The organism is Rhodanobacter glycinis, assembly GCF_006438785.1.
GTDB classification, from domain to species: domain Bacteria; phylum Pseudomonadota; class Gammaproteobacteria; order Xanthomonadales; family Rhodanobacteraceae; genus Rhodanobacter; species Rhodanobacter glycinis_A.
In genome coordinates this window covers 60,034-80,470 of the sequence record NZ_RCZB01000005.1, presented here as the reverse complement: position 1 = coordinate 80,470, position 20,437 = coordinate 60,034, and the positions used below count along the sequence as shown (strand labels likewise).

Genomic DNA, 20,437 nt, shown 5'->3' with positions numbered 1-20,437 from the left:
CATGTCGCGTGGCTCTGGCTGCGCCTCCGGGCACGCGCTACGATGGCCGCGATTTCCTTCGACATGGCTGGCATGAAACCCGCACTGCAGTTTCGCCTCCACCAGCAGTTGACCCTGACGCCGCAATTGCAGCAGGCGATCCGCCTGTTGCAGCTGTCGCAGCTGGAGCTGGAAGCCGAGCTGCGGCAGATCGCCGAAAGCAACCCGCTGCTGGAGTTCGCCGAAGAAGTCGAGGACGAAGAGGCCATCGACGCGGCCCAGACCGAAAGCGAATACCCCAGCGCCGAGAGCGTTGCCGCCACCAGCAGCAGCGAGCATGACGGCGACGATGCCGGTGACTGGGCCGACGGCGGCGGTGTCGCCGAATCGCCGATCGACTTTTCCAGTAGTAGCAGTGCCAGCAGCGGCGCCAGTTCGCGCAATGACGAGGATTTCGAGCCGCAGAACGCTGCACCGGAAACCCTGCAGCAGCACCTGCTGTGGCAACTCAACCTCGCCTCGTTCAATCCGCGCCAGCACCTGATCGCCACGGTGCTGATCGACGCGCTGAACACCGCCGGCTATCTGGCTGAAGGCATGGAAGCAGTACTCGCCGCGCTGCCCGCCGACCTCAACGCCACCATCGAGGAAATCGATGCCGTGCGCCGCCAGTTGCAGGGCTTCGACCCCGCCGGCGTGGGCAGCCTGGACCTGCGCGACTGCCTGCGCGTGCAGCTGGAGCAGTTCGACCCGGACACGCCGCAACGCGAGTTGGCGCTGCGCATGGTCGACACCGAACTGGAGCTGCTCGCGCGCAATGACATTGCCCGACTGGCGCGCCGCCTGCGCGCCAGCGAAGACGATGTGGCTGCGGCCGCCGTGCTGATCCGCAGCCTCGATCCGCGCCCGGGCGCGGCACTCGACGCCACCCCGGTGGAATACGTCGCGCCGGATGTCTACGCACTGCGCGACGGCGGCCGCTGGCGGGTCAGCCTGAATCCCGATGCCCAGCCGCGACTGGGCCTCAACCAGCACTATTGCGGCCTGATCGCCAAAGCACGCGGTGAAGATGCCAGCTGGATGCGCGGGCAGCTGCAGGAGGCGCGCTGGCTGATCAAGAGCCTGGAATCGCGCGCCGAGACCCTGCTCAAGGTCGCCGACGCGATCGTGCGGCGGCAAAGTGCTTTCCTGGACTACGGCCCTGAAGCGATGCATCCGCTGGTGTTACGCGAGGTGGCCGAGGAAGTGGGCATGCACGAATCCACCATCTCGCGCGTCACCACCCGCAAGTATCTGCATACCCCGCGCGGCACGTTCGAATTGAAATATTTCTTTTCCAGCGGCGTATCCACCGAGGACGGCGGCAGCGCCTCGGCCACCGCGATCCAGGCCATGTTGCGCAAGTTGATCGACGCCGAGGATGTGCGCAAGCCGCTGTCCGATCTGGCGATCGCCGAGGAACTGCAACGTAAGGGTATCCAGGTGGCCCGCCGCACCGTCGCCAAATACCGGGAGGGACTGCGCATTCCCACATCCAGCGAACGCCAGCGCGCCAGCTGAGCGATCACGGAAACGGACACGGGAACTTGGTTCTCGCAAAAGTGTTCCCATACCTGTAGCAGACTGATTGACGATGTGCCGCCGCTCCGGCCACGGCACGTCCACCCGCCGCGAAAAGCGGCACTGCACCACCAGAGGAGGCGCCCTATGCAATTCCAACTCAGCGGCCAGCAGATTGAAGTCACCCCGGCCCTGCGCGACCACGCCACCGCCAAGCTCGACCGCCTCACCCGCCTCGACGAAAAACTGATCAGCCTTGCGATCGTGCTGTCGGTCGACAAGCTCCGGCAACGCGCCGAAGGCACGTTGGGCGTGATCGGCGCCACCCTGCATGCCGAGGCCACCGAGGCCGACATGTATGCCTCGATCGATGTGCTGTTCGACAAGCTGGTCAACCAGTTGCGCAAGCATCGCGAAAAAGTCAGCGACAAGCATCAACAGGAGGCGCGCGAAGCGCGCCAGTACGGCTGATCCTCCTGCGGCCCGCCCTTGGCGGGCCGCTTCCGTTGCCAGGGCCGCCCTGGGCGACCCGCTTCCGTTGCAAGAACGCGTAGTTCCCCAAGCTGGCACAATGGTCGTGCCGCCGCAGCTGCCCACCGGGCTCCCCATGCGGCGCAAAGGATCTTCGCTTGGACCGGATCAGCGCACGACAACTCTACGATGGCGTCCACGAACGCATGGCCTTGCGCTGGGTATCCGGCATGCGCGGCGAATCGCGCGTGCTCGAACCGGGCGCGGCGCAGGCGCGCCGGCCATCGCTGATTGGCTACCTCAACGTCATCTACCCGAACAAGATCCAGATCATCGGTTCGGAAGAGCTGAATTTCCTCGACGGACTGGACTCGCGCCAGCGCTGGGAGGTGATGCACAAGGTCGCCGCCTATCAGCCGGTAGCGCTGATCGTGACCAAGGATCAGGCAGTGCCTGCCGACCTGCGCGAGGTCGCCGAGGAAACCAACACACCGCTGTGGACCAGCCCCAAGCGCGGCCACGAGCTGCTGACCTACCTGCAATACCATCTGGCGCGCACGCTGGCGGCCAAGACCACCCTGCATGGCGTGTTTCTGGAAGTGTTCTCGATCGGCGTGCTGATCACCGGCGAGGCCGGTTCCGGCAAGAGCGAACTGGCGCTGGAACTGATCAGCCGCGGCCACCGACTGGTCGCCGACGACGCCACCGAGTTCACCCTGATCGCCCCGGACGTGATCGACGGCAGCTGTCCCGAGCTGCTGCAGGACCTGCTCGAAGTGCGCGGACTGGGCGTGCTCAACGTGCGCGAGATGTTTGGCCACATGTCGGTCAAGACATCCAAATACCTGCGCCTGGTGATCCACCTCAAACCGATGCGCGACGGCGACGGCTTTCCTGAGAACAGCAGCGACGCATTGACCCGCCTCACCGGCGACATCGGCCATCGCGAGATCTTCGACGTGCAGGTGCCGATGATCACCATTCCGGTGGCTTCGGGGCGCAACCTGTCGGTGCTGGTCGAGGCGGCGGTGCGCAGTCATGCACTCAAGAGCAAGGGCATCGATCCGGCGCAGACTTTCATAGATCGCCAGGCGCACCAGTTGCGCCGGCTGCCTCCATGGTGAATGCATGAGCGACAACAGCAACTCCCAGATCAATTCGCTGGTCGATCCGCACGAGATCCACCTGATCGTGCTCACCGGCATGTCCGGCGGCGGCAAGACGGTGGCGCTGCGTGCGCTGGAAGACCTGGAGTTCTACTGCGTCGACAACCTGCCCTCCGCGTTGCTGCCGCAACTGGTCGATGCGGCCACCAGCGGCGACCGCCGCGGCCGGCCACGACGCATCGCGGTTGGGGTGGACGTGCGCAACCGCGGTGCCGATTTCACGCACATGCCGACCGTGCTGTCGGAGCTGGCCGCGGCCGGTGTGCAGGTGCATCTGATTTTTCTGGATTGCCGCGACGAAGTGCTGATCAAGCGCTATTCGGAAACGCGCCGCCGTCACCCGCTGGCCATCCGTGGCGTGTCGCTGGCCGACGCGATCGTCGAGGAGCGCCGGTTGCTGCGTCCGCTGATGGCGATCGCCGAGAAGGTGATCGACTCCAGCGAGCTCAACGTGCACCAGCTTCGACGCCTGGTCGCCACCGGTTACGCGCAGGCCACCGAAGGGCTTACCCTGATGTTCCAGTCGTTTGCGTTCCGCCGCGGGCTGCCGCTGGATGCGGACTTCGTGTTCGACGCGCGCTGCCTGCCCAATCCACACTGGCAGGCGCATCTGCGGCCGCTGTCGGGCAAGGACACCGCGGTGCGCGAGTTCCTCGACGCCGAGCCGCTGGTCGGCGAATACTTCACCGACACCGTGCGCTGGCTGGATGCCTGGCTGCCGCGTTTCGAACAGGACGATCGCAGCTACGTGACGATCTCGGTCGGCTGCACCGGCGGGCGGCATCGTTCGGTCTACCTGGTCGAGAAGCTCGCCGCGTACTATCGCGATCGTCGCGAAGGCGTACTCACCTTCCACCGCGAGCTCGAATGATGAGCATGCCGATGCATAGCTTCACCACAGGCCGCCGCACATGAGCGTCGGTGTGCTGCTGATGACCCACGAGGCGGTCGGCAAGGCGCTGATCTCCGCCGCGCATCACGTGATGCCGAAATTGCCGTTGCGGGTGGCGGCGGTCGAAGTGCCACCCGAAGCTGACCCGGACGTGATGCGCACGCTCACCGCGCATCACGCGCGCGAACTCGACCAAGGCGACGGCGTGCTGATACTGGCCGATCTTTACGGCGCCACGCCGTGCAACATCGGGCTGTCACTCAGCGCGCTGGGCATCCATCTTCGCTGCGTCTCCGGTCTCAACCTGCCGATGCTGCTGCGCGTACTCAACTATGCGGAAAAACCACTGGATGAACTGGCCCAGATAGCAGCCAGCGGTGGCCGCGGGGGAATCTTCATCGACCATGCTTGAGCAAGACATCGTCATCACCAACCGGCTCGGCCTGCACGCCCGCGCCTCGGCCAAACTGGTGCAACTGGTGCAGGGTTTCAAAGCCACCGTGTGGTTGATCAGCAAGGGCCGCGAGATCAACGCGCAAAGCATCATGGGCGTGATGATGCTGGCCGCCGGCCTCGGCAGCACGCTGACCATCCGCGCCGAGGGTCCGGACGAGCAAGCCGCGCTGACCGCAGTGGCCGCACTGTTCGAGCGAAAATTCGACGAGGGAGCATGATTTTCATGGAAATCGAAAATCGGGAGTCGGCAATCGACAAAGCCGGCAGCATTAAGCCGACGGTGAATTACCCGTCCGTACGCGCCCTGCTTTCACCCATTCCCGATTCCGCAGGGAGCCATGCATGAGGCACCTGCTCAACGGCACCATCGCGGCCCACGGCATGGCGCTCGGTCGCGCCCGGCTGGTGCAGCCGAGCCGTTACAGCGTCGATACCCGGCCGCTGGCCGAGAACGAGATCGAGGAGCAGCTCGAACTGCTGCACCGCGCGCTGGACACGGCACGGCAGGAACTGCGCGAGCTGCGCGGCAAGCTGCATGGGGCGCTGGCACGCGAGGTCAACGAGTTCATCGACGCGCACAGCCTGCTGCTGGATGACGCCGAGCTGCTGCGTGGCCTCGACGATCTGGTGCGGATCGGCCACTACCGTCCCGGCGCGGCACTGAAGAAACAGCGCGATCGGCTCTCGGCCGTGTTCGAGGCGATGGACGATCCCTATCTGCGCAGCCGCAAGGAAGACGTCGAGCAGGTGATCAACCGGGTGATCTCCGCGCTGCAGCGGCAGACCAGCCCGGAAGAACGCAAGCTGGCCGCGCGCGTGGGCGAGATCCTGATCGCCGACACCATCGCGCCGGCCGACATGGCGCAGTTGGCCGGCAACGGCCTGCTCGGCGTGGTCGCCAGTTCCGGCAGCGCGTATTCGCACAGTGCGATCCTTGCGCGCAGCCTCGGCCTGCCGATGCTGGTCGGCACCCGCGACGCGCTATCGAACATCCACGACGACGACCTGATCCTGCTCGACGCCGAGCGCGGCGAAGCGGTGGTGCACCCCACCGCGCAGGACCTCTCGCGCTACCGCGCCTGGCAACGCGAGGCGGTGATCGAAGGCCGCCGTCTGGCCAAGCTGGCCAATGCACCCACGCGCACCCGCGATGGCGTCGACATCGGCCTGCTTGCCAATGCAGAGACGCCGGCCGACGTGGCGATGGCACGCGCACGCGGCGCCGATGGCGTGGGCCTTTATCGCACCGAGTTCCTGTTCCTCAAGCACAAGGGGCTGCCGTCCGAAGACGAGCAGTTCATCGCCTACCGCGACCTGGTGATGGGCATGGGCGGCCTGCCGGTGACCATCCGCACACTGGACCTGGGTGCGGACAAGGCCGACGCCGCCGGCCTGGTGGTGCGCGGCGAGGACAACCCCGCGCTCGGCGTGCGCGGCGTGCGCCTGTCGCTGCGCTACCCGGCAGTGTTCACCACCCAGATCCGCGCGATCCTGCGTGCCGCCTGCTACGGCCCGATGCGCGTGCTGGTGCCGATGGTGACGCAGCCGGACGAACTGATCGCGGTGCGCACGCTGTTCAAGCTGGCGCGGCAGGATCTGAAGCGCGAGAACATCGACCTGCCCGAAAAGCTGCCCTTGGGCGCGATGATCGAAGTACCCGCCGCGGCGATCAACGTGCGCGCACTGCTCGAACACGCCGACTTCCTGGCGATCGGCACCAACGACCTGGCGCAGTACGTACTCGCGGCCGACCGCGGCAACGACGCGCTGGAAAACATCTACAACCCGCTGCAACCGGCGCTGCTGCGTCTGCTGTCGCACGTGATCAGCGCCGGCCGTCGTGCGAAGAAGCCGGTGAGCCTGTGCGGCGAGATCGCCGGCGACGTTAACTTCACCGCACTGCTGCTGGTGCTTGGCCTCAACGAATTCAGCATGCATCCCGCCCAGATCCTGCAGGTTCGCGACCGGCTCGCCGCCCTGGATTACGCCCATCTGCGCCGTCACGCCGCACAGTTGCTGCGCGCACATACGCGTGAACAGGCCGAAGCGCTATTGAACGAAATCGTGGGCGCGCCGCCGCACTGAGGCTTTCGCCTGCCCCCATGGCCGGTCGTGTCCCGGTCATCCGCGATTCGTCACAAATTGTTTCGGCGTGCTTTACATCGGCCGGTGCACAGTCGCCGGCCAGGGGACAACAAACGCGTGCGCGTTCTTCAGCCGCCCGGAACTTCAGCACGACAACTCCGTATATCTCATCGAACTATGGGGAGTGTCACCATGAAAAAATCACTTTTTGCCGGACTGCTGACGGGCTTGCTGGGGGTATGCCTGATACCCACGCTCGCCATGGCCCAGAGTGCCTTCGACGGTACCTGGAAGATCGACCTGAACAAGCTGAAGATGCCGGACAAACCCACGGTCCTGCTGCTGCACAACGGCATGTTCCAGTGCACGACCTGCGTTCCGGCGATCAACGTCAAGGCCGACGGCACCGACCAGCCAGTCAGCGGCAACCCGTATTTCGACATGATGGCGGTGAAGGTCGTCAACGATCACACGATCCAGGAAACTGAAAAGAAGGCCGGCAAGGTCGTCTCCGACTCGACCACCACGGTGGCCGACGATGGCAAGACCGCCGCGTTCGAGTTCACCGACAGCAACACCAACAACCCCGAGCCGGTCACCGGAAAAGGAACCATGACGCGCGTGGCCAAGGGACCTGCTGGCTCACACGCGATATCCGGCTCCTGGCGCACATCGGGTTACGGCAACGTCTCGGACAATGCCCTGACGCGCACCTACAAGGTCGAAGGCGACAGCTTGAACATGAGCGCGCTCACCGGCGAATCGTTTACGGCCCGGATGGATGGCAGCGAATCGGTCTATAGCGGCGATCCCGGCACCACCAGCGTTTCGCTGAAAAAACTCGGCACCCACGCCATCCAGGAAACCGACAAGCGCGACGGCAAGGTAATCAGCGTCGCCAAGATGACCGTCGCGCCGGATGGCCAGAGCATGACCATCACGATCGACGACAAGCTGCACGGCACCACCATGTCGTTCGTGGCGATGAAACAATAGCTGCATCGCGGCAGGTCGTGGATTGACCTGCTGCATGGTGAGGCCGGCTCAACGACGACGGCCGCGCGGCGCGGTGCCGTCGAGATCGGTGCCATCCAGAAACGCATCCAGCAATGCGCCGCGATACTTCTGCCGATGCAGCAGCAGCGAAAGCTTGCGCTGCAGGTCGAGGAACGGCGTCTTCAGCGCCTTCAGCCGCCCCGTCGCCAGTGCGTCGGTGACCGCCACCACAGGCAGGCAGGCGATGCCCAGCCCGGCCACCACGGCCTGCTTGATGGCCTCGATCTGGTCGAGTTCCAGCACGGTTTCGCCGGGTGGAAGCTGCGCCAGCACGCGCTCGCTGGTGGCGCGCGTGGCCGAGCCGGGTTCGCGCAGTACCCAGCGCGCGCCAGCGAAATCGGCCGGCTTCAGGCCGCGCTTGCGCGCCAACGGATGCTCCGGCGGCGCGCACACCACCAGCAGGTCATCGCGCCACGGCCGCACTTCCAGCAACGGATGCGCCACCGGGCCTTCGACGCAGCCGATGTCGAGGCTGTGATCGAGCATGCCCGCGGTGATCGTTTCGGTATTCGCCACGCGCAGACGGATCGCCACCTGCGGATGCGCGCGCACGAACGTTCCCAGCAATTCACCAACGCGGTAATTGCCCACCGTATTGCTGGCGCCGATGCGCAACTCTCCGCTCAACGCCGCACCGTCTTCGCGGCCGCGGCGGCCGAATTCAGCGTGCCGCTCCAACAACTCCTGCGCCAGCGGCAGCAGCTCGCGGCCGCGCGCGTTCAGTCGCAGGCGGCCACGTTCGCGCGCGAACACCGGTGCGTCGAGCTGCCGCTCCATCTCCGCCAGCGCCATGCTGGCCGCGGGCTGGGTCAGGTGCAGGCGCTCGGCGGCAGCACGCACGCTGCCGTGCAGCGCAATCTCTACGAACACTTCGAGCTGGCGCGGACTGATATTGATCATCAGCCGATCTTATCAGCATGACTTATACATCCAATCATATATTCCAAGTTATACTGATTGATGCGCGAGCGGACAATGGCGGCATTGCCGGAGCCCATGCATGACCACGTCGTCCATCGCCACCCTTGTCCACCCCACGTTGCGCATGCGCGCACCCGGCCTGCTGCTGGCGGTAGGCATCGGCCTGCTGGCCCTGCTGCTGGGCCGCTGGGCACCGCTGATCGGCGGGCCGGTGATCGGCATCGTGCTTGGCATCGCGGTGCGCAACCTGCTGTCGCCGGGCGACCGCTACACGCCGGGCATCGCGTTTGCCGGCAAGAAGGTGCTGCAGTGGTCGATCATCGCGCTGGGCTTTGGACTCAGCCTGAGCCAGGTCGCCAAGACCGGCCTTGAGTCGTTGTCGGTGACCCTGGTGACGATGACTGTGGCCTTCCTCGCCGCGTGGCTGCTCGGTCGCTGGCTCGGCGTGCACGACAAGCTGAAGATTCTGATCGGCGTGGGCACTGCGATCTGCGGCGGCTCGGCAATCGCCGCGGTGACCCCGATCATCCGCCCCGACGACCACGACACCGCGTTCGCGATCTCCACCATCTTCCTGTTCAACCTGGTCGCCGTGTTGCTGTTCCCGTTGCTTGGCCACCTGATGCATCTGTCCGATCTGGGTTTCGGCCTGTGGGCCGGCACCGCGATCAACGACACCTCGTCGGTGGTCGCCGCCGGCTACAGCTTCAGCAAGACCGCCGGCGACTACGCCACCATCGTCAAGCTGACCCGCGCCACCCTGATCATCCCGGTCTGCCTGGTACTCGCCTTCGTCGTCGCCGCGCGCGAGAAGCGCAAGCACGCACTCGAAGGTAGCGTCGGCCACTTCAGCCTCGCCAGCATCTTCCCGTGGTTCATCCTGTGGTTCCTGGTCGCCTCGGCGATCCGCACCGCCGGCCTGATTCCAGTTGCGATCCAGCCGGCCATCCATACGCTGGCCGAGTTTCTGATCATCGTGGCGCTTACCGCGATCGGCCTGTCCGCCAACCTGCGCAAGATGGCCGCCAGCGGCGCGCGACCGATCCTGCTGGGGCTGGGCGTATGGATCGCGGTGGCGGTGAGCAGTCTGCTGGTGCAGTTGGTGATTGGGCAGCTGTGAGGTGCTCCCGTCATCAGGCGTCGACGTGTAGTTCGATCAAGTCCCGTGACTTCGCAACATTGCCAGTAATGCCTGACGCAGGAACTTTGGAAACATTCGACGGGTCCATTCCTAGCCTTTGCCAAGGGAAGGCCGCTTGTGAGAGTGGACAGGAGAGAGTTCGGTCGTCTGCAGGAATCCGGTCGCCGAGTTGCGGTGATGGTCGTAGTGATCAGTTGCCATCTCGTTTTTTTGATGCCGATGCTGCGACCGGTAGTCCGTGAGCGAGACACAACTCCGGCAATGAGAAACAACCCAGGAGCACTCCAACTGCATTTCTTTCGGCAACCGCAGCCAACTTTCACGCACTTGGCATTATCGATGCTTCAGCCGACCGCGTTGACTCTACGCACTCACAGGACGCTATCAGGGTGGCCGTCGGAACCGCTACCGGTTCAACGCGCTGCACACGTTGCAGCGCCGAGATCTGAAGCACATTTGACCAGTACGCCAATCACACCAAGCCCATACACGGACAACAAAGCCTCCGCTGGCGATGGGGACTTTCAAGAGCGGCTACTCAACGCTCAACGCTCCTATGCCGTTCATGGAATACCCGGTTCCGATACGCCCTTCGTACCAGGCATTCGTTTAGTCGATCCGATGAATCAAGGTATGGATGCAATGATGCGCAATACCCAACGTCTCTTTGGTGTTGCGAATCGTCACTGTATCGATGTCGAAGCATGGCGACAGCTCACTCCACAGGAGTTGATCGCGCGACATATATCACCTCGCGACGTGGATAGAACTGACGAAAAATACGACTGCAACAGACCGCCGGGGCTGAGCTTCTAGCCTCGCGAGCATGTGGATGATTCACCGGCACCTCGCGGCGCCTATGCACTACGTGGTTAGAACGACATTCCCCGCGTAGCCAGAGAAAAGACAGCTCAAGCCCTGCCCTGCTCCACCAACGTCAACGCCACCTTGTCACGCAGATACACCGGCAACGCCAGCTCCGGCGCCTGTACGTGACCGGCCTTGAATTCGCGCAACGCCAGCTCGGCGACGTGCGCGGCCTGCGGGTAGCGCAGCCCATCCGCTGAGTGCAACGTGCCAGTGAGGCGCTGGCTCAGCACGGTGGCGTAGGTGGCCCAGCCGCTACCGACCACCTGCCAGGCGGCGGCGTCCGGCAACTGCAGCGACTCGGCGGTGCAGATGCGCTCGTCGTCCAGCGCGATCAGGCCGCCGTTGTCGTCGCGGCGGTAGCAGGCGGCGTAGATCTCGCCCATGCGCGCGTCGATCACGGCGAGGATCGCGGTGTCCTCTTCTTCCGGCGCTTCCAGTGCCAGTGCGGCGAGCGAGGAAATGGTGATCACCGGCAGACCCAGCGCCAGCGCCATGCCTTGCGCCAGCGATACGCCGAGGCGCACGCCGGTGAACGCACCGGGGCCACGGCCTACCGCAATGGCGTCCAGCGCGTGCCGGCCGATGCCGGCTTCGGCCAGCAGCGCATCGGCCATCGGCAGCACCAGCTCGGTGTGCCGGCGTGGTGCGATCTCGCTGCGCGCGATCAGTTCGTCGCCATGGATCAGGGCGACGGAGCAGGCTTCGGTGGCGGTTTCGATCGCGAGCAGGTTCATGATTTGTCCATGATAGCGGCTGGCGGCACCGGCGGTTTGGTTGGAGTCGGTCCCGTTGTGGTCGGCACATACGCGTACCAGTCGATGCGGCGGGTCAGGTACATCATCAGCGCCACCATCACCAGCAGCACCAGCGCGCCGATCAGCAGCGCGTACTGCTCGGCCGCGATCAGGCCGTACAGCATCGCGTAGATCAGCCCCAGCACGCCGCCAAGCAGCAGGCCGGCACGTCGCGCGTGCAGTACCGCCATCGCGTAACCGCCCACGATCAAGGCCACCGCGGCCGCAGCCAGCGCATAGGCCGGACCGAAACCGATCTGTTCGGACAGCGCCAGCAGCACCACGTAGAACGTCGCCAGCGCCGCACCCACCAGCAGGTACTGCACCGGATGCACACGCAGCCGCTTGAGTATCTCGAACAGGAAGAACGCGACGAAGGTCATCGCGATGAACAGCAGGCCGTACTTGCCCGCGCGCACATTGCGCTGGTACACGTCGACCGGCTGGTACAACTGCACGCCGAAGGTGGATGCCTGCAGCGCCGCGTCCAGGCCATTGCCGGCGTCGGTCCAGTGCTGGCCGTAGCTGCGGTTGAGATCGAGCAGGTGCCAGTGCGCGCTGAAACCCTTGGTATCGAGCTGATGCTCCAGCGGCAGCGCCGCCCCGACGAAGCTCGGATCGCGCCACGGCGCCCGCATCGTCACGTCGATGCTGCGCGCCAGCGGCAGCAGCTGCAGCGATTCGGTGCCGGCCAGCTTGAGCGTGATCTCGACGTCGATCGGCTGATCGGCCAACGCATCCAGGTCGATCGGCACCACCACGTTGGGCCACGGGCCGAGCCGATCGGCCGACGAATCGAAGCGCGCCGGCTTGCCGTTGATGCGCAACTCGCTCACCTCCTGCAGGCCGCGCAGGTCGCCGATCGGCAGGCGCAGTTCGGCCTTGCTGCCCTGCCACTGCGCATTGCTGGCGCGGCGGAACTGAGCCAGATCCTGGGCACGGAACTGTCCGCGCAACTTCACGGTGGAAACGAATACCGGCGCGGCATAGATGCCGTAGCTGCGCGTCTGCACCGCCAGCGCCACATCCATCTTCAGCTCGTCCGCCAGCATGCTCTCGCTGCCGGCGCGCGTTTGCGGCGGCTGATTCTCCGCCACCACCAGCTGGCTCAGTGTGGGCACCGTCAGCACCGGACCGCCCAGCACCTGCTGGCCGCCCCAGCCTTGCGCGATCTGCGCAATCGCCGTCTCGCGCAGCTGCTGGCGCTCACTCACGAGGCCGCTCACCTGCATCAGCGGTATCGTCATCAGCAGCGCCAGCACACCGATACCCAGCACCTTGGCCGTCACCGTCTGTGTCCATGCACTCATCGGATCGCACTCCCTTTGGATGGCTTTGAATGGAGCGTCGATCACAGCAGCCGCACCGGCGGTGGCGCGGGCGGCACCGGCCCGTCAGCGGGCGGCAAGATGGCCTGTCGCTGACCACGCAACTTCACGCCGCGGGCGCTGTCACTTTCCATACAGACGGTAGTGACATGCCGGGCCACCACCACACGGGGAAGCGCGATGCGCACGATCACGAGGTTTCTGGCCCGCAACAAGGGCTTCATCACCTTCATGCTGTGCATGATCATGTTCCGCAGCGCGGTGGCCGACTGGAACGTGGTGCCGACCGGTTCGATGCAGCCCACCATCGAGATCGGTGACCGCATCTTCGTCGACAAGGCAGCCTACGACCTTCGGCTGCCGCTGACCCACATCTCGCTGCTGCACCTGGCCGACCCCTTGCGCGGCGACATCGTGGTGCTGGATTCGCACACGGCCAACGAGCGACTCGTGAAACGGGTGATCGGCCTGCCCGGCGATGTAGTGGCGATGCACGGCAATGTGCTCACCATCAATGGCCGCGCAGCCAGTTACGCCTCGGGCATTTACAGCGGCATTCATGACGATCTGCAGAATCCGGCACGATACGAAATTGAACGCTACGGCGCCATGCACCACGCGATACGGCTGTCCGTGAACTGGCCCAGCCCGGCCAGCAACTTCGGACCAGTGAAGGTGCCGCCCAACCAGTACCTGCTGCTCGGCGACGACCGCGACAACAGCATGGACTCGCGCTACTTCGGCTTCTTCCCGCGAAGCGAGATCGTCGGCCGCACCCGCCACGTGGTCGCCTCGCTCGACCCGGAGCATCACTACCTGCCGCGGAACGAGCGCTTCGGCGCGTCGCTCGAGTAGCCACCGGACACTGCTGGAACCGTTGTCCGCGCAACACATAAAGCGCAACGGAACCTCCATCAATCACGCGCGCCATCACGGATGGAAAGCAGAAACCTGATCACGTCGTCGGCGCGTCCCAGCGAGACGAGCTGCGCAGCCGTGAGGCCGTCCAGCTCCGCAATGCGGGTACGCTGGTACCAGAACCCCGCCTCGACAGGATGCGGCTCAACCTGCACCGCCATACGCAGCACCGTCAGCATCGCCGGAACAGGCTCGAAGAATGTGCTGTAGCCGCCCTCGTCGAAGGGAGAAATCGACCAGTGCTCCGCTTCGAACTCGCAGGCCGCCGACATCGCGGCGCGGGCTTTGGGCGTGATCTCGTTTGTTACCTCATCAAGCTGCGCTCCAGGATAGGCAACCCATGAGAGGCCGGCATCACTTCGCGCTGGACCTATCGAACAAACCGTATCGACGCCCGTCGGAACCTCGTCAAGTGGAATGCCCGGATCGGAATCGCACGTTGTGGAAATGCGTTGCTTCATGAGTATTCTCCTCGGCCGTTCTCCATCGTCGTGATCGGTCCAGGCATGGCGAGTGCGAACGCACGACACGCAGCTATGTGGCGGCAAGATCAAGGGTAATCACATCAGCGTCGCCTGGAGGCATCCATTGCACGAAGGTGCCGGTCTATACCAAAGCATCAATTGCGATGACGATGACGGCCTTGGTAATCGCACTGCTCAAAAAACCGGTTGACGCGCCTCGAACAACGCCACCGTGCCTTCGACGCGAACATCGACCTGCGCGAAGTGCCGTCGCAGCGCCAGCTCCAGTGCGTGGCGGGTGTCGTGCCGGTTGCCGAATATGCCCTTGCGGTTGTAGATCGCCATCAACCTGCGCCCGAAGCTGTTGTGACCGGCCTCGTCTCCCAGAATCGTGGCGCCATACAGCACGCCGTCAGACGCCAGATGCCATTTCAGATGGCCAAACACCTGGCCCTTGCCGGCCATCGTGCCAGGCAGACAATGCAGCAGGTAGAACAGCGATATCGAGTCCAGGCTCCGCCCGACGCGCCCCGGAAGCGGCGTCATCACATCGTGCAGGACCAGTTGCGTGGAGTCGCGCTGCAGTCGTCGCTGCGCCGCGCGCAAGCTGTCGGGATTGAGATCCATCAGGGTCACCCGGGTCGACGCGGGCAGCATCGCCCTGGCCGGATAGAAGCCGGTACCCACGCCCACGTCCAGATGGCGCTGCCCGACATGCTGGCGGAAAAACGGCAGCAGCACCGTGCTGGTCGAGCAGCGCCAGGCGTAGCGATTGGAGATGCCCAACACCCACCGGTCATAGAGTTTCAGGATCAGCGGGGAGTAGACAGCCGCGCCTTTATCGGTGTCGTGATTCACTTTGGCTACCTGTGAGGATCGGGAACAAGGGAAGACGTCCTGGCGTCGACTTGTATTCCGCAACGAGGCGGTCGTAATGTTCGTCGATCGCGAATCGACCAGACCATGCGCCCGGTCGAATCGCGAATCGCCGCGCGCGCGGCCTACTTCGCCTGCGCCGCCCGCTCAATCAAGGCCGCCACTTCCGCCGGGTGGGACACCATCACGACGTGTGACGCGCCCATGACCACCACAGTCTTGCGCGAGTGGGCGCGCGCGGCCATGAACACCTGCGCGGCGGGCGGAATGTTGAGGTCGGCGCTGCCGTAGACGAACCAGGAGGGAATGGTTTTCCAGGCGGCCGAGGTGCTCGCTTCATGCAGGGCCGCGTCGGTTACAGGTCGCTGCCCGGCCGCCATCAGTGCCGCCTGTGCCGTCGGCACATCGGCAGCGAACTGCGCGTGGAATTTGCTTTGCACGATGTACAGATCCTTGCCGCCATCGGCCAGCTCGACCGGCGGAGCCAACGCCGGCCCGAGCGAGCTGCCCGGGAAACGCCCGGCGAGTTCACCCGCACTCTCTCCCAACTCAGGTGCAAAGGCAGCGACATAGACCAGCGCTTTCACGTTGTCGAGCCCGCTAGCCGCCTCGCTGATCACCGAGCCGCCATACGAATGCCCGACCAGCACTACCGACCCGTGGATGCTCTTGACCAGGCTGTTGACGGATGCGGCATCACCCTTGACGCTGCGCAGCTCGTTCGCTGCCGCGACGACCGTATAGCCCTTCGCATGCAGGCGCTGGATGACGCCGTTCCAGCTGGACGAGTCGGCGAATGCGCCGTGCACCAGCACGACGGTGGGTTTTTGCGTGGTGGATTTCTGTGCCAAAGCAACCAGCGGCATCGCCAGCGCGAATGCGCCGAGCACGATCCAGCTGGCAAGAATGGTGGCGAAACGCCTGGATGAGAGATTCATGATCTTGTCTTCCGTGTTGTAAGGGATGAGGGAGAACCGGTGACGCGGATCAGACCAGGGTGATGACCACCTCGATGTTGCCGCGTGTGGCATGCGAATACGGACAGGCCTGGTGCGCGCCATCGACCAGTTGCTGCGCCTGGGCCCGATCCAGACCGGGCAGCGAGACCGCTAGCGTCACCGCCAGGCCATAGGCTGTGTCGTTCTCCGTCCTGCCCAGTGAAACGCTGGCATCCACCGCCGTATCCGGCGGCAACTTGATCTTCATCGCCGCGCCGACAATCTGCATCGCGCCCATGAAGCAGGCCGAATAGCCGACGCCAAACAACTGCTCCGGATTGGTGCCCGGCTTGCCCGAACCTAGCGAGCTGAGCGTGACGTCGAGCGCGCCATCGCTGGACCGGCCGGCACCGTCGCGGCCACCGGTGACATGGGTTTGCGCGGTGTAGAACACTTTTTCGAGTTTCCTGACCATGATGATTTTTCCTGTGAAGTTGGGGGTTGAATCGAATGGCGTACGACGGCCCGCCCCATGGCGTGCTCGCCTGCTGCGCGGTGAACATGCGCGCCAAGCCCCATGCAGCCCGCTTGTACCAAACACGCACCGGTTGTCGGGTTCCTTTCACTACGAACGCCGTTCCAGTTACCTTCCTGTGGCTGAAACCAGGCAGACCCCCGCGCCACAAGCTCATATCGAACCCACCATGCCGGATGGCGTTCGTGATGACATCAAAAGCGCCGTACGGCAGCTATTGCACGATGGTGTCGGTCGATACCAAAGCATCATCCGGTGATGACGTATAGCGAATGGCTAGCGTGGTGGTGGCGCCAACATCACTCGTCCCAAACCTCTTCCACCAGACGTCCACCCACCAACTCCAACCAGCGGGTCATACCAATCCCCGCCAGAAAGGCCTCATCGTGACTGACCACCACCAGCGCACCCTCGTACGCGTGCAACGCTTCTTCCAACACAGCAACGGTGTCGAGATCGAGGTTGTTGGTCGGCTCGTCGAGTAGCAGCAGCTGCGGCGCCGGTACGGCGTGCAGCACGCAGGCAAGCACGGCGCGCAAGCGTTCGCCACTGGACAGGACACCAACGGGAAGGTGCATGCGTGCGCCCTGGAACTGCAGGCGGGCGAGCAGGTTGGCGCGCTCCTGGATGGGCATGTCGAGGCTGTGGCCGGCGAAATTCTCGGCTACCGAACGCGCGGGATCGAGCAAGTCGAGGCGTTGCGACAGATAGGCGATGCGGCCGGGGCCGCGGCGGATGTGGCCTTCGTCTGGCACCAGTTCGCCGGACAGTATGTGCAGCAGGGTTGTCTTGCCGACGCCGTTGGCACCGCGCAGGGCGATGCGTTGCGGGCCGCAGATGGCCAGTGTCAGCCCGTGTTCGCCGAACGGGTCGCGGCCGCCCTGCCGTATGCGCAGGCCTTCGCCGGCGAACAGCACCCGGTCGGCCGGCACGCGCGTGGCTGGAAGGGCCAGATCCAGCGAGGTTGTTTCGCCGAGCGATTGCGTAGCTTCCAGCAAGCGCGCGCGAGCTTGTTTCACCCGATCGCCATGGGTGCCGTCGGCCTTGGCTGCAGCTACTTGCGCGAAACGTTTGCGGTTGCCGGCAACGATCCTTGGCAACCCGGCATCGGCCAGATTCCGCGAGGCGTTGCCGGCCCGGCGTGAGGCGCGTTCACGCGCCTGTTGCATCTCGCGCTTTTCGCGCCTCAACTCGCTGCGCAGGTTGCGCGCCTGTTGTTCGGCGGCGTTCTGTTCGGTTTCCACGGCCCGGCGGTAGAAGTCGAAGCCGCCGCCGTACAGTCGCAGGCTTGCGGGGGTCAGCTCGGCGATCTGGTCCATGCCCTGCAGCAATTCGCGGTCGTGGCTGGCGACGAGCAGGCCGCCCGGCCAGTCCTGCAACGTTGCGTACAAACGCTGGCGCGCAGCACGGTCGAGGTTGTTGGTGGGCTCGTCCAGCAACAGCACGTCAGGCCGCCGCAACAGTTGCGCGGCCAGTCGCAGCGACATTGCCTCGCCGCCGCTGAACATGGCTAGCCGCCGATGCAACGGCATGTCGGGCAGCCCCACCCGCGCCAACGCGGCACTGGTGCGCTCGCGCAAGTCCCAGTCGTTGTCGACCGTGTCGAAGTGCGCGGGGTCGGCACCGCCTGCCCGGATCGCGTCCAGTGCACGCAGCCGTGCAGCGATGCCCAAGGCCTGGGCCACGGTGGCTTCGCGATCCATCGGCAGGTCCTGCGGCAGGTAGCCGACGACGCCATCGACATCGAGCTGGCCGGCCTGCGCTTGCAGTTCGCCGGCGAGCAATTTGAGCAAGGTGCTCTTGCCCGCGCCGTTCGGCGCGACCAGGCCGGTACGCGCGGGGCCGAGCGTGAACGAGAGGTCGTCCAGCACGGGCGTGCCGTCCGGCCACGAAAAAACAAGATGGGAAACGCGAATGCGTGGATCCGACATGCGGGGATTCTCCATGGGTGCGCGCGGGCTTCAGTTGCCCGCGCCGCGTTGAACCAGACGGATCGCCGCTTCGCCAGGCCTCGTTGGCGGTGGCTGCGGAATCCATGGTGGGTCTATGGATGAATCATGTTGCTCACATGGGGCTTCGGTTTCCTTTTGGGGCGTGCATTGTAATGGCGAACAACCGGCTGCAAGAACGCCGATCCGCACCGGATGATCAAGGCAGCAACAGCAGCTTGCCGGTGGTGGCGCGGCCCTCCATGTCGGCATGCGCCTGCGCGGCCTGCACCAGTGGATAGGTGCCGCCGATGCGGACCTTCAGCTGGCCCGTGATGATCCAGTCGAACAGGCGGGCTGTACGGGCGCGCAACAGTTGCGGCGTGTGCACGTGATCGGAGAACACCGCGTAGCCGAGCTTGATGCTGCGCGGCAGGCTCATGATGTCCAGCTTCCCCGGCCCGCCCAGCACCGGTCCGTACCAGCAGAAGGTGCCGCAGCGGCGCAGCGCATCGAGCGAACCCTGGAAGGTGGTCGGCCCGGAGCCGTCGTAGACCACGTGGACGCCTTCGCCATCGGACAGTCGGATGGCCTCCTCGGCGAAGCTGCCGTCACGGTCGACGATCACGTGATCCGCGCCGGCTTCCCTGGCGATCGCCACCTTGTCCGCATGCGAGACCCGACCGATGACTCTGCCGCCACGCAACTTGATGATCTGCGTCAGCAACAGGCCCAGCCCACCTGCGGCAGCGTGCACCAGCGCAATCTCGCCCGGCTGCACGGGATGGAAGTCGGTGGCAAAGTGGCTCGCCGTGATGCCCTGCATCATTGCCGCCGCGGTGCAGTCGTCGATCGCATCGGGCACCGACACCAACGCGTTGGCATCGACCACCAGGCGCTCGGCGTAACTGCCGGGCGCGTAGACCCAAGCCACGCGCTGCCCCAGCACGATGTCGTCGACGCCAGGCCCCACGGCCAGCACGCGACCGGCGCCTTCCACGCCGAGCGTGCGGGGGAATGGCTGGTCGGTCCAGGCCATGCCACGGCGCACGCCGATGTCCATGAAGTTCACGCCTGCCGCAGCCACTTCGACCAGCACCTGGCCGGCGGCCGGTATGGGTTCCGGCTGTTCCTGTACCGACAGGACCTCGGGTCCGCCCAGGGCCGTCATCACGATCGATTTCATTGGTTGCTCCTGATTTATCGGGGGAACTTCTTATCGGGGGAAATCGGTGGAGGCGCTCAGTTCACGCCAGCATTCGAGTTCTTCCAGCTTGGCGAGGTCGGCCTGCTCGATGATCTTCAGCGCATCGCTACCCAGCGGCAGACGGAACGGCGGCGACTCCAGCGATGCCAGCTTGACGATGGCCTGCCCGGCGCGCTTCGGATCGCCGGGCTGCTGGCCGTTGTAGACGCGCTGCGCCCGCGCGGTGGCACCGACGACAGCGTCGTATTCGGGCCGGCCTTCGTTGAGCGTGGTGGACGAACCGGCGAAGTCCGTGCGGAAGCCGCCGGGCTCGATCACGCTGACGTGCACGCCGATCAAGGCCATTTCCCTGGCCAGCGATTCGGAGAAACCCTCGATCGCCCACTTCGCCGCCGAGTACGGCGCGCGGCCCGGCGCACCGATGCGTCCGCCCACCGACGAGAACTGGATGATGTGGCCGTTGCGCTGCTCGCGCATCACCGGAATCGCGGCCTTGGTCATGATGATGGTGCCGAACAGGTTGGTGTCGATCTGGCGGCGGAAATCCTCCAGCGTGGCGTCCTCGACCGAATCGACATCGCCGTAGCCGGCGTTGTTGACCAGCACGTCGAGCCCGCCGAACGCCTGCACCGCTGTGGCTACGGCTTGCGCGGCTGCCACCGGATCGGTGACGTCCAGTGCAACCACGCGCACTGCGTCGCCGTAGCGCTGTGCAAGGTCGGCAAGTTTCGCCGGGTCGCGGGCGGTCGCGACCAGGCGGTGGCCGGCGTCGAGCACGGCATCGGCCAGGTCGCGGCCGATGCCGCGCGAGCTGCCGGTGATGAGCCATCGTTGTGACATGACACTACCTCT

At 65.0% G+C, this 20,437-nt stretch carries 21 protein-coding genes; 11 read left to right on the top strand and 10 right to left on the bottom strand.

The annotated features are described in order from the left end of the window. The first annotated feature begins 72 nt into the window (after positions 1-72). The 9 genes from EAH75_RS16055 to EAH75_RS16020 all read left to right on the top strand — a co-directional run bounded on the left by EAH75_RS16055 (position 73) and on the right by EAH75_RS16020 (position 7,605). The gene (locus tag EAH75_RS16055; protein WP_140653579.1) at positions 73-1,539 is read left to right on the top strand and encodes an RNA polymerase factor sigma-54; all 1,467 of its coding nucleotides are present in this window, start codon (positions 73-75) and stop codon (positions 1,537-1,539) included. A 147-nt stretch (positions 1,540-1,686) separates the two neighbouring features. Next, the gene (gene hpf, locus EAH75_RS16050) at positions 1,687-2,010 is read left to right on the top strand and encodes a ribosome hibernation-promoting factor, HPF/YfiA family (RefSeq protein ID WP_140653240.1); all 324 of its coding nucleotides are present in this window, start codon (positions 1,687-1,689) and stop codon (positions 2,008-2,010) included. 158 nt (positions 2,011-2,168) lie between these two features. Then, positions 2,169-3,134, top strand: a complete 966-nt coding sequence (gene hprK / locus EAH75_RS16045) for an HPr(Ser) kinase/phosphatase (RefSeq protein ID WP_140653237.1) — start codon at positions 2,169-2,171, stop codon at positions 3,132-3,134. 4 nt (positions 3,135-3,138) lie between these two features. After that, the gene (rapZ, locus tag EAH75_RS16040; RefSeq protein ID WP_140806210.1) at positions 3,139-4,047 is read left to right on the top strand and encodes an RNase adapter RapZ; all 909 of its coding nucleotides are present in this window, start codon (positions 3,139-3,141) and stop codon (positions 4,045-4,047) included. Positions 4,048-4,087: 40 nt separating this feature from the next. Further along, positions 4,088-4,480, top strand: coding sequence for a PTS sugar transporter subunit IIA (locus EAH75_RS16035; RefSeq protein WP_140806209.1), 393 nt, complete (start codon positions 4,088-4,090; stop codon positions 4,478-4,480). Continuing rightward, complete coding sequence (locus tag EAH75_RS16030) at positions 4,473-4,742, top strand: HPr family phosphocarrier protein (RefSeq protein ID WP_140653230.1); 270 nt, start codon at positions 4,473-4,475, stop codon at positions 4,740-4,742. Before EAH75_RS16035 ends, EAH75_RS16030 begins: the two co-directional genes overlap by 8 nt. A gap of 5 nt (positions 4,743-4,747) precedes the next feature. Then, a complete protein-coding gene (locus tag EAH75_RS20065; RefSeq protein ID WP_275669872.1) occupies positions 4,748-4,870 on the top strand; it encodes a hypothetical protein in 123 nt (40 codons plus the stop codon). Beyond that, the gene (ptsP, locus tag EAH75_RS16025) at positions 4,867-6,609 is read left to right on the top strand and encodes a phosphoenolpyruvate--protein phosphotransferase (protein ID WP_140806208.1); all 1,743 of its coding nucleotides are present in this window, start codon (positions 4,867-4,869) and stop codon (positions 6,607-6,609) included. The genes EAH75_RS20065 and ptsP overlap by 4 nt, the downstream gene beginning before the upstream one ends. A gap of 192 nt (positions 6,610-6,801) precedes the next feature. Continuing rightward, entirely contained in the window at positions 6,802-7,605 is an 804-nt protein-coding gene (locus EAH75_RS16020; RefSeq protein WP_240046276.1) for a hypothetical protein, read from the top strand. A gap of 48 nt (positions 7,606-7,653) precedes the next feature. On the opposite strand, the gene EAH75_RS16015 is transcribed toward EAH75_RS16020, so the two are convergent. Beyond that, entirely contained in the window at positions 7,654-8,565 is a 912-nt protein-coding gene (locus EAH75_RS16015) for a LysR substrate-binding domain-containing protein (protein WP_140806206.1), read from the bottom strand. Between the two features lie 100 nt (positions 8,566-8,665). Here EAH75_RS16015 and EAH75_RS16010 point away from each other — a divergent pair, with 100 nt between their 5' ends. After that, positions 8,666-9,706 carry a YeiH family protein gene (locus EAH75_RS16010; protein ID WP_140806205.1) on the top strand — a complete coding sequence of 347 codons (1,041 nt, stop codon included), beginning with the start codon at positions 8,666-8,668 and terminating at the stop codon, positions 9,704-9,706. 932 nt (positions 9,707-10,638) lie between these two features. On the opposite strand, the gene tsaB is transcribed toward EAH75_RS16010, so the two are convergent. Together tsaB and creD are read right to left on the bottom strand one after the other, a co-directional pair. Next, positions 10,639-11,331 carry a tRNA (adenosine(37)-N6)-threonylcarbamoyltransferase complex dimerization subunit type 1 TsaB gene (gene tsaB, locus EAH75_RS16005; RefSeq protein WP_140653222.1) on the bottom strand — a complete coding sequence of 231 codons (693 nt, stop codon included), beginning with the start codon at positions 11,329-11,331 and terminating at the stop codon, positions 10,639-10,641. Continuing rightward, positions 11,328-12,701 (bottom strand): cell envelope integrity protein CreD, encoded by a 1,374-nt coding sequence (creD, locus tag EAH75_RS16000; protein ID WP_140806204.1) that lies wholly within the window; start codon positions 12,699-12,701, stop codon positions 11,328-11,330. The genes tsaB and creD overlap by 4 nt, the downstream gene beginning before the upstream one ends. 198 nt (positions 12,702-12,899) lie before the next feature. Here creD and lepB point away from each other — a divergent pair, with 198 nt between their 5' ends. Next, on the top strand, positions 12,900-13,574 hold the full coding sequence (gene lepB, locus EAH75_RS15995; protein ID WP_140806203.1) for a signal peptidase I: 675 nt from the start codon (positions 12,900-12,902) through the stop codon (positions 13,572-13,574). A 59-nt stretch (positions 13,575-13,633) separates the two neighbouring features. Here the strand turns inward: lepB and EAH75_RS15990 are convergent, their stop codons facing one another. From EAH75_RS15990 to EAH75_RS15960, 7 genes are all read right to left on the bottom strand, one after another. Then, on the bottom strand, positions 13,634-14,098 hold the full coding sequence (locus EAH75_RS15990; protein WP_140806201.1) for a hypothetical protein: 465 nt from the start codon (positions 14,096-14,098) through the stop codon (positions 13,634-13,636). Positions 14,099-14,296: 198 nt separating this feature from the next. Further along, a complete protein-coding gene (locus tag EAH75_RS15985) occupies positions 14,297-14,959 on the bottom strand; it encodes a class I SAM-dependent methyltransferase (protein ID WP_140806200.1) in 663 nt (220 codons plus the stop codon). Positions 14,960-15,102: 143 nt separating this feature from the next. Next, complete coding sequence (locus tag EAH75_RS15980; RefSeq protein WP_140806199.1) at positions 15,103-15,915, bottom strand: alpha/beta fold hydrolase; 813 nt, start codon at positions 15,913-15,915, stop codon at positions 15,103-15,105. A 49-nt stretch (positions 15,916-15,964) separates the two neighbouring features. Then, complete coding sequence (locus EAH75_RS15975) at positions 15,965-16,390, bottom strand: organic hydroperoxide resistance protein (RefSeq protein WP_140806198.1); 426 nt, start codon at positions 16,388-16,390, stop codon at positions 15,965-15,967. 359 nt (positions 16,391-16,749) lie between these two features. Beyond that, on the bottom strand, positions 16,750-18,381 hold the full coding sequence (locus EAH75_RS15970; RefSeq protein WP_140806196.1) for an ABC-F family ATP-binding cassette domain-containing protein: 1,632 nt from the start codon (positions 18,379-18,381) through the stop codon (positions 16,750-16,752). 217 nt (positions 18,382-18,598) lie between these two features. Beyond that, complete coding sequence (locus EAH75_RS15965) at positions 18,599-19,564, bottom strand: quinone oxidoreductase family protein (RefSeq protein WP_140653205.1); 966 nt, start codon at positions 19,562-19,564, stop codon at positions 18,599-18,601. 30 nt (positions 19,565-19,594) lie between these two features. Continuing rightward, positions 19,595-20,425: an oxidoreductase gene (locus EAH75_RS15960; protein ID WP_140806195.1), complete on the bottom strand. Its 831-nt coding sequence runs from the start codon at positions 20,423-20,425 to the stop codon at positions 19,595-19,597. Between the last annotated feature and the right edge of the window lie 12 nt (positions 20,426-20,437).